The organism is Paraburkholderia sp. NMBU_R16 (assembly GCF_013282575.1).
GTDB lineage: Bacteria > Pseudomonadota > Gammaproteobacteria > Burkholderiales > Burkholderiaceae > Trinickia.
The window spans coordinates 21,181-28,135 of sequence record NZ_JAAAYE010000060.1; the positions used below are offsets into that span (position 1 = coordinate 21,181).

The 6,955-nt window shown below is 62.7% G+C and carries 6 protein-coding genes and 1 pseudogene; 5 read left to right on the plus strand and 2 right to left on the minus strand.

Features of this window, described 5'->3' with window-relative positions:
* The first annotated feature begins 10 nt into the window (after nt 1-10).
* The 4 genes from mobC (at nt 11) to GWC77_RS23150 (ending at nt 5,782) form a co-directional block, all read left to right on the plus strand.
* Nucleotides 11-292: a plasmid mobilization relaxosome protein MobC gene (mobC, locus tag GWC77_RS23130; protein ID WP_367949085.1), complete on the plus strand. Its 282-nt coding sequence runs from the start codon at nt 11-13 to the stop codon at nt 290-292.
* Entirely contained in the window at nt 282-3,614 is a 3,333-nt protein-coding gene (locus tag GWC77_RS29710) for an LPD7 domain-containing protein (protein ID WP_367949086.1), read from the plus strand. The genes mobC and GWC77_RS29710 overlap by 11 nt, the downstream gene beginning before the upstream one ends.
* Before the next feature lie 134 nt (nt 3,615-3,748).
* Nucleotides 3,749-4,447, plus strand: a complete 699-nt coding sequence (locus tag GWC77_RS23145; protein WP_254367107.1) for a hypothetical protein — start codon at nt 3,749-3,751, stop codon at nt 4,445-4,447.
* Between the two features lie 762 nt (nt 4,448-5,209).
* On the plus strand, nt 5,210-5,782 hold the full coding sequence (locus tag GWC77_RS23150; protein ID WP_173260685.1) for a hypothetical protein: 573 nt from the start codon (nt 5,210-5,212) through the stop codon (nt 5,780-5,782).
* Nucleotides 5,783-5,888: 106 nt separating this feature from the next.
* On the opposite strand, the gene GWC77_RS23155 is transcribed toward GWC77_RS23150, so the two are convergent.
* Nucleotides 5,889-6,149: a hypothetical protein gene (locus GWC77_RS23155; RefSeq protein WP_173260687.1), complete on the minus strand. Its 261-nt coding sequence runs from the start codon at nt 6,147-6,149 to the stop codon at nt 5,889-5,891.
* A 63-nt stretch (nt 6,150-6,212) separates the two neighbouring features.
* Here GWC77_RS23155 and GWC77_RS23160 point away from each other — a divergent pair.
* Nucleotides 6,213-6,326 (plus strand): annotated as a pseudogene (locus GWC77_RS23160) (IS6 family transposase); the annotation flags it as partial.
* Nucleotides 6,327-6,500: 174 nt separating this feature from the next.
* Here the strand turns inward: GWC77_RS23160 and GWC77_RS23165 are convergent.
* Nucleotides 6,501-6,788 carry an HU family DNA-binding protein gene (locus GWC77_RS23165; protein WP_173260689.1) on the minus strand — a complete coding sequence of 96 codons (288 nt, stop codon included), beginning with the start codon at nt 6,786-6,788 and terminating at the stop codon, nt 6,501-6,503.
* Between the last annotated feature and the right edge of the window lie 167 nt (nt 6,789-6,955).

Genomic DNA, 6,955 nt, shown 5'->3' on the forward strand with positions numbered 1-6,955 from the left:
CGCTGCCTACTTGAACAAAGTCGGCGCCTCGTGCCTGACGCCGTCCGAATTTTTCCGCCAATGCGTGCTGACAAATCGGACGCAGATCGTTGCGCGTCCACGGGCCACGGTTGAGCGTCAGCGCATCATGTACGTCATCAACAAGACAGGAAACAACATCAACCAACTCGCCCACGTAGCGAACGCGGCGCGCGTGTCCGGCCGCCTGTCGGAATCCACGTTCGTCGCGTTGGTCGACGAGTTGGAGATGATTACCCAGCTGCTCAAGGCGCACCTACATCGTGTTGATTAGACTGAGCGGCCATCACGACGGCGTCAAAGAATATCTCGAGGACGGCCGCAAAGTCGGGCGGGAGCACGGCCGTGACGAGATGGATGAGCGCGTCGTGCTCGCCGGCGACCTCGATTTGACTGACGCGGTGATTCAATCGATCGACGCGGCGCCCAACGTTGACCGTTACCTGTCGATCACGCTGAGCTTCAAGGAAGACCATGTCGATCGTGAAACGCTGTTTCAGATTGCTCGTGACTTCGAGGCGTTCGCTCTGCATGCATATCGCCCGGACGAATACTGCTTCTATGCCGAAGCGCACCTTCCTCGTATCAAGAGCTATATCGATAAGGCGACGGGCGAACTGGTCGAACGCAAGCCGCACATTCACATCGTCATCCCGAAGCGCAATCTGATTTCGGGGCAGACGCTTCGTCCGTTTGGCTTTGATAAGCAGAACTTGCACTACATCGATGCGTTCCAGGAGCACACGAATGCAGCGTATGGGCTTGCCAGCCCGAAAGACAATCGCCGCACGCTGCTTACCGACGCTTCGGAAATGATAAGTCGCTATCGGGGCGACCTCTTTCGCGCGAATAACCGCGAGCTGAAAGAAGCGATCCTCGATGCGGTCCTCGACCGCCAAATCGAGGACTACGACGCTTTCATGGCGCTGCTGCGTGAGCACGGCCGGGTCCTCATGCGCAACGCCGGCCAAGACAACGCCTACCCGAACGTGAAGCCCGCCGGGGCCGAAAAAGGCGTGAATTTGAAAGATCCCGTCTTCACGCACGAATTCATTGAGCTGCCAACTGCCGAAAAACTGCAAGCGTTGTCGGCTGATGCGGCGGATCGATACGAGGCCGGCGTCGCGAAGCGCCGCACGCCCGACGAGATCACCGCAGTACTCGATGAGTGGTACGCAAGCCGAGCGCGCGAATTGAAGTACCTCAATAGCGGCAGTCGCCTCTATCAGCAATACCAGGAGTCTTCACCCCACGACCGCCAGCTGATGCTCGCGGAACTTGAACGCGGTTTCTACGCGCAACATTTAAGGGCTCATCATGACCGAGCAGACGACACCCTCCCCGGACTCGAACAACATCTCCGACGACATGGAAGAGTATTTGAATTCAGCGCCCAGCCGGCCGATGCCGTCGACGAACTCGACGAACGCGAAATCGAGCTCGACGCCTCGCGGTGGCAATTCGGCAGGCCGGACGAAGGCGTCCCAGAGCCCGGCATCGACGGATTCGACAGGTTGGATGGGCAGTTTGACGTTGTCTCAATTGCCCCGTCAGAGACTGCCGAATCCTTCGACGATCTGCATGGACTGCCCGGCCGGGCTGTGGACGGGCTCGGAAGTCGATTTGCAGTGCTACTGCCGGATCATGCGCTTCACGAGCTGGAGCCAGATGGCGCCGTACCCGCGGATCGCTTGCGATGGCGTGCAGATCGCGCTGGAGAGCCTGCAACGCAACGAGTAGGTGAGTTCTCGCCCGATGACGTAGCCGCGTACCACCGGGCGCTCGAAGCGCACTACATGTTCCGCGATCCGTTCGGAGACCTGCCGTCGATGCGGCCGCCGGTTACGCGACCGCCGCAAGCCCCATTACCTCCGGGTTGGTTTGACGACCGCCGGCGCGATCCGTTTGGTAGCCGGTTTGACGCGATCGGCTTGGCGTTCGATTTCGAGGCCGAGCCTATCTTGTTGCTGCCTTCCTGGATGTCGGATCGGAACGGCCACTGGACGGCGCCGATCGACCGCTATCGCGACGGTGACGCGGCCGCCGGACTCGATGAACATCTTCGTCGTGTAGCACGCGACTATGAGTTCGGTGGCCAGCCGGCCGACGGCATCGACGAGTTCGACGATCGTGAAACCGACCTCGCGGCATTGGCATGGCAATGCGGCTGGGAAGCTGATGACACGCCTGGGCGCGTCATCAACCGGTTTGACGCGGTCGACAGCGTTTTCGAGTTTGGCGCCGTCCCTCCGAACTCAGTGCGAGAGCCGGAGATTGCAGCCGAGGTCCCGCCGTATCGCTTGCGACGCTCGCGCGCCGGCGATGAGGCGTTCGTCACGCCGCGCCATACGGGCCGTGCGTCCGACAACGTGCTGTGTGAGCTTGCGCGACAAGTGCGCGAGCGCCGCGAAGCGAGCAGCCAGGCCGAGAAATTTCGGGAGATCCGTGAAAATCTTGACGCTCGGCGCCTGCTCGCGGAGGTCTCGTACACACACGGTGTGCGGCCAGCGAAGTACGTGGTCGTGACAGGCCGGGACGGCACCGATCGTATTCGTGCCGGCAAACGTTCGCTGAACGTCTCCGACTTCCTCACGAAGGAACTGAATCTTTTCTGGCGCGAAGCCGCTCCGTTGCTGCGCGAGATCTATCAGCGCCAGCAGGCAGGCGAGCCCATTCCAGCGCCACGCGAGCTGCCGCGCGCGGCGTTGTGGCGGGAGTACACAAGCGCACGGGAGTCGCACATCGCAGCACGCCACGCCGCGTGGCTCGCGCAGCGCTCGAGCGAACAGCAGCGTCGCGACGGGATCCGCAGCGCATTCGGGGCCCGGCGGGACGCAATCAAACAAGACGTGCGGCTGACGCCAGCTGGACGACGCGCGGCGACGTCGCTGGCGCGCGTCGAGCGGTTGGGTCTCGAGGATGCCCTCAGGCAAGCGATCGCGCACGAACGCGCCGCGCTGAAGGCTCAGTTCGGGCCGCCTAGCGGGCCAAGTTTTTCCGACTGGCTACGCAAGCGCGCCGAACAGGGCGACGAGCGAGCGCTCGAAGCGCTGCGCCGCACCGCACGCCCCGAATCGACCGACACCGCCGACGGCGAAGGATTCAGCGTAATCCGGCCAACCACATCCCGGCCGGATGCCGATGACAAACACAACGCGATTATCTTCCGGTCGTCCGGCCTGTCCTGGTCGGTGGACGAGCGGGGTACCGTGACCTACCGCCAGGACGGCCGCGACCTCGTGCGCGATCGCGGCGCCAGTGTGCAGGTGCTGCAAGTCGATCGGTCGGCGATCGAGGCGGGGTTGCGCCTCGCGCAAAGCAAGTTCGGCCGCACGCTCGAATTGACCGGCGACGACGCCAACCAGTTGGCGGCCGCCAGGATCGCCGTCGACGCGGGACTACGCGTGCAGTTCAGTGATGGACGGCTGAACCGAGCGATGGACGACTACCGCCACGCGCGCGTCGAGCAACACGTACGCGATGTGCTTGGTGGCTCAAGCCCCCGCACGCAGGCGAAGCAGCTGCCCCAGCCGCAAGCGGATCGTCCCGAGCCGGATCGGCCATCGCCGGCCGACGACCCGAAGCCGACGGTCTGATGCACAATCGGCCGCATCCGCTCTCAGCGTACGGTGCAATACCGTCGCACAATTGCGCGCCGGTGCCGGCTCACGCGCGCACGCCCGACGCAATGGATGCCCGAGGCGGGAACCGGCCGCGCATCCTTGTTGAGATGCAAAAGCGCCTCGACGCGTACCTGGACGATCCGAGTCGCCATCTACCGACGCTCAATGCGGCGAACGGAAGCGTTCGCCAGCAGCGCCTCGAGCGCCGCATCGCGTGCGTCCAGCTGCTGCGGGCAATGATCAAGTATCTGGACCTGGCGAGTCTGCGAGTCGGCATCCCGCAGCGCGATGGTGGGTTCTTGAACATGACGCTGCCGTTCCTCGCCAGCCACGCCGGCTTGCCCGTGCGCCGGACCGAACGCGCGATGCGCGATCTCCAGCGTGCCGGACTCGTCACGGCCCAGCAGCGGGTCGAGCGCACTGAAGATGGCGGCTATCGCGGCTTGGCATCGCTGCGCCAGTTACCGGCTGCGCTATTTGGCGCGTTCAATCTTTCCAAATGGCTACGCCATGAACGCAGCAAGGCCGTGATGCGCCGCTATCGTGCCGCGGCGCAAGTCGCAAAGGCCGAGCGCGAGCAGCTGCGCTCAAGCCGCGCCGAGGCGCAAGCCACGCTCGCGCTAAGCGCGACGGTCCAGCGCCTACACAACCGCCGTCGCGCCGGCGCAGCACACACCGTCGACGCGCCTGGGGTAGCCACCGATCGCGCCGAGGCGATCGCTCGCCGTGTGGGCATCCTCAAAGCCCTTCATCCTGATTGGGACCGCGAACGCTGCTACGAGGTCGCCAGCAGCGAGCAACGATAGCGGGCCCCGCCCGCATCCCTTCGCCAGCCGCTGCGTGCGCCGTTGACGACAGCGCAGCCGGACGCACTGCGGTAGCGAAAGCGGCGCGCAGCATCCGTCGAGCACGGCCCGACACCCCACAAACTTTGACCTCTGCCTGACTTATCCACAGATCACGGCCGGGTTTCGCCGTACGCTCGCCTCTGTCGTCGATTAATTGTCGGGATGAATGGCTCTTAATTGTCGGACCTTAATCAGCGCAGTTTTATCAGTACGTCGGAAAGACAAATCCACGCCCCCGCGCGCGGGGGCAATCGGCGCTGCGCGCCTTGACGGCCCCCAACCGCGCCAGCCGTTCAATCGCTCGGTGGGCGTGGGCGCGGCACAGCCCCGAGTACTCCACACGATCTGAACACCTGCTTTGCAAGAGGGGGGCCGTGGCCACCGCGAGCGTTAGCGCGAATTACAGAGTGGACTGACGGTCGACGCGCGTTGCGCGTCGACCACACCGCCGGCGTAGCCGGGCGGGTTCTCCAAGGGGTGTCCCCTTGGAGCACGGGATATGGGCGGCAAATTGCGTCAGCAATTTGTCGAACATATCTATCGTGCCTCGGCTTGCAGCCGACCACCCGAGGATAGATCGTCGCGAGATCGACGTGAATCACTTTTGGATCACTTTTGAATGGTCGTTAGAGAGGGAAGGATCACGAGGGGATCGCTACTGGTGCATAGATCGATCAATTCACGGCATACTGTCGCCGTTCCCCTCATGTGAGTACAGCCATGACCGCTCAGATCGCCGCAGAACGCGCACAAAGGCTCAATGCCCTCTCCGTCGCCTCCGACGGTAGATCCAAGACCGCCCAGCTTCGCGACGTGTTCGACAGCGTTGAGCGCGCGATCCGGGCAGGCGTCCGATATGCCGCGATCATTGAAGACCTCGCGCAGACCGGGCTCGTCTTTACCTATCAAACATTCGCGTTGACCCTCAAAAGGCTTAGACGAGAACGGGGCATCGTCGCCCGCGCTTCCCGCTCGACGCGCACGGAATCGCCCCCCGCTCTCAGTCAGCCAGCGAAAGCACCGGCTGTCGAAACGGAGCAATCCCCCGGGTCATCGCCTGTCGCTGAAACAAGGTCGGGCGCGGTGCCCACGCCGCGGAGTCAGCGGGTGCGCACCCCGATTGCGCCCGTTGGCGCGCGGTTGCCCGACGACTGGCTCACTGCCGACCTGACGCGAGAACAAAAGCGCCTGCTGACACCCGCGCAGCGAAGCGCGCGCGCCGATGCGGTCGTTAAGGAACTGTGGCCGAACCCTTTCGAGCCGGCGCCCCCCAAAAAAGACGACCCCGCCTAAGCAGGGCCCTCGATAACCGCATTGGCGATGCGAACGCAAACAGCCGTCCGAGCACTCGCCCGGACGGCTGCTAGTTCAAACGATGCTTAGCTAACGCACGCGCCGCTTACGCTGCTTCGGCTTCGTGCTGCGCCCCCTCGTCGGGCTGTTCGCTCATCGCGTCCGCATCAGTCACCGCCTCATCGTCGGATTCATCATCGTCGTTCTCCCAATAGCCGTAAGCGACCTGTTTGGGGACCTCGCGGTTGCGCAGCACCTCGGGCAACCAACCTGAGTCCGCCATGCGAAGCTCTGCGGCCCCCGCTGCGTCGGCCTTCTTCATGCCGCGAAATTCGGCCGCGCTCTGCGGCGAGACCGCTTCGCTCACGACTGCCTCGATACGGCTTTTCGGCACATGCTCGAAATATGCCGTACGCGTGGGCTTCCAATAGCGCGCATCATCCTGGCCGGCATTGAGATCATGCACATGATCCGCAAAGGCCAAATGAAGGGTGACCACGCCACTCGAACGGTCGCCGCGCAGTTCTATTCGCTGCTTATCTAAGGACTCCTAAGCGAATCGCCGCTTGCTCGTCATGGCTCCGTTATCGCGACACAACCGCTTTTCTTGTGCTGTGGCGGGATGATGATCGGGCCATGAAATCAACGACAAAATGTACGAATGCAAATCAGGTGCGGCTCTGCGCTGACGAACCTGTGCCCGTCAGCAGCCGCGTACTTATTTCTTCTTCGACGCGTTGACCGCGTCCTTGAACGCTTTGCCCGCAATGAATTTGACAGTCTTCGCTTCCGGAATCTGAATTTCCTCGCCTGTCTTCGGATTGCGTCCTGTGCGCGCCGCGCGTTTGCCGGTGCTGAAGCTGCCAAATCCGATCAGTTGCACCGTCTCGCCCTTCACCAAGGCATGCGTGATGACTTCGATGATGGCGTCAAGTGCCTCGCCGGTTTGAGCCTTACTGGTATCGGTTTTCGCAGCGATGGCATCAATCAGTTCGCTTTTGTTCATGTTGGTTTTCCTGTCGTTAGAATGGGCGTTGCTCGCCCAATCTAACGAAGTGCCAATCGGGGTGATCGTACTTTCCGTGCATGTATGGCCCGATCTCGTCGCTGCTGCTTACTCGATCCTATCGGCAAGCCAATGGAAATCATCGGCGAACCGCTCGTCATCGGTCT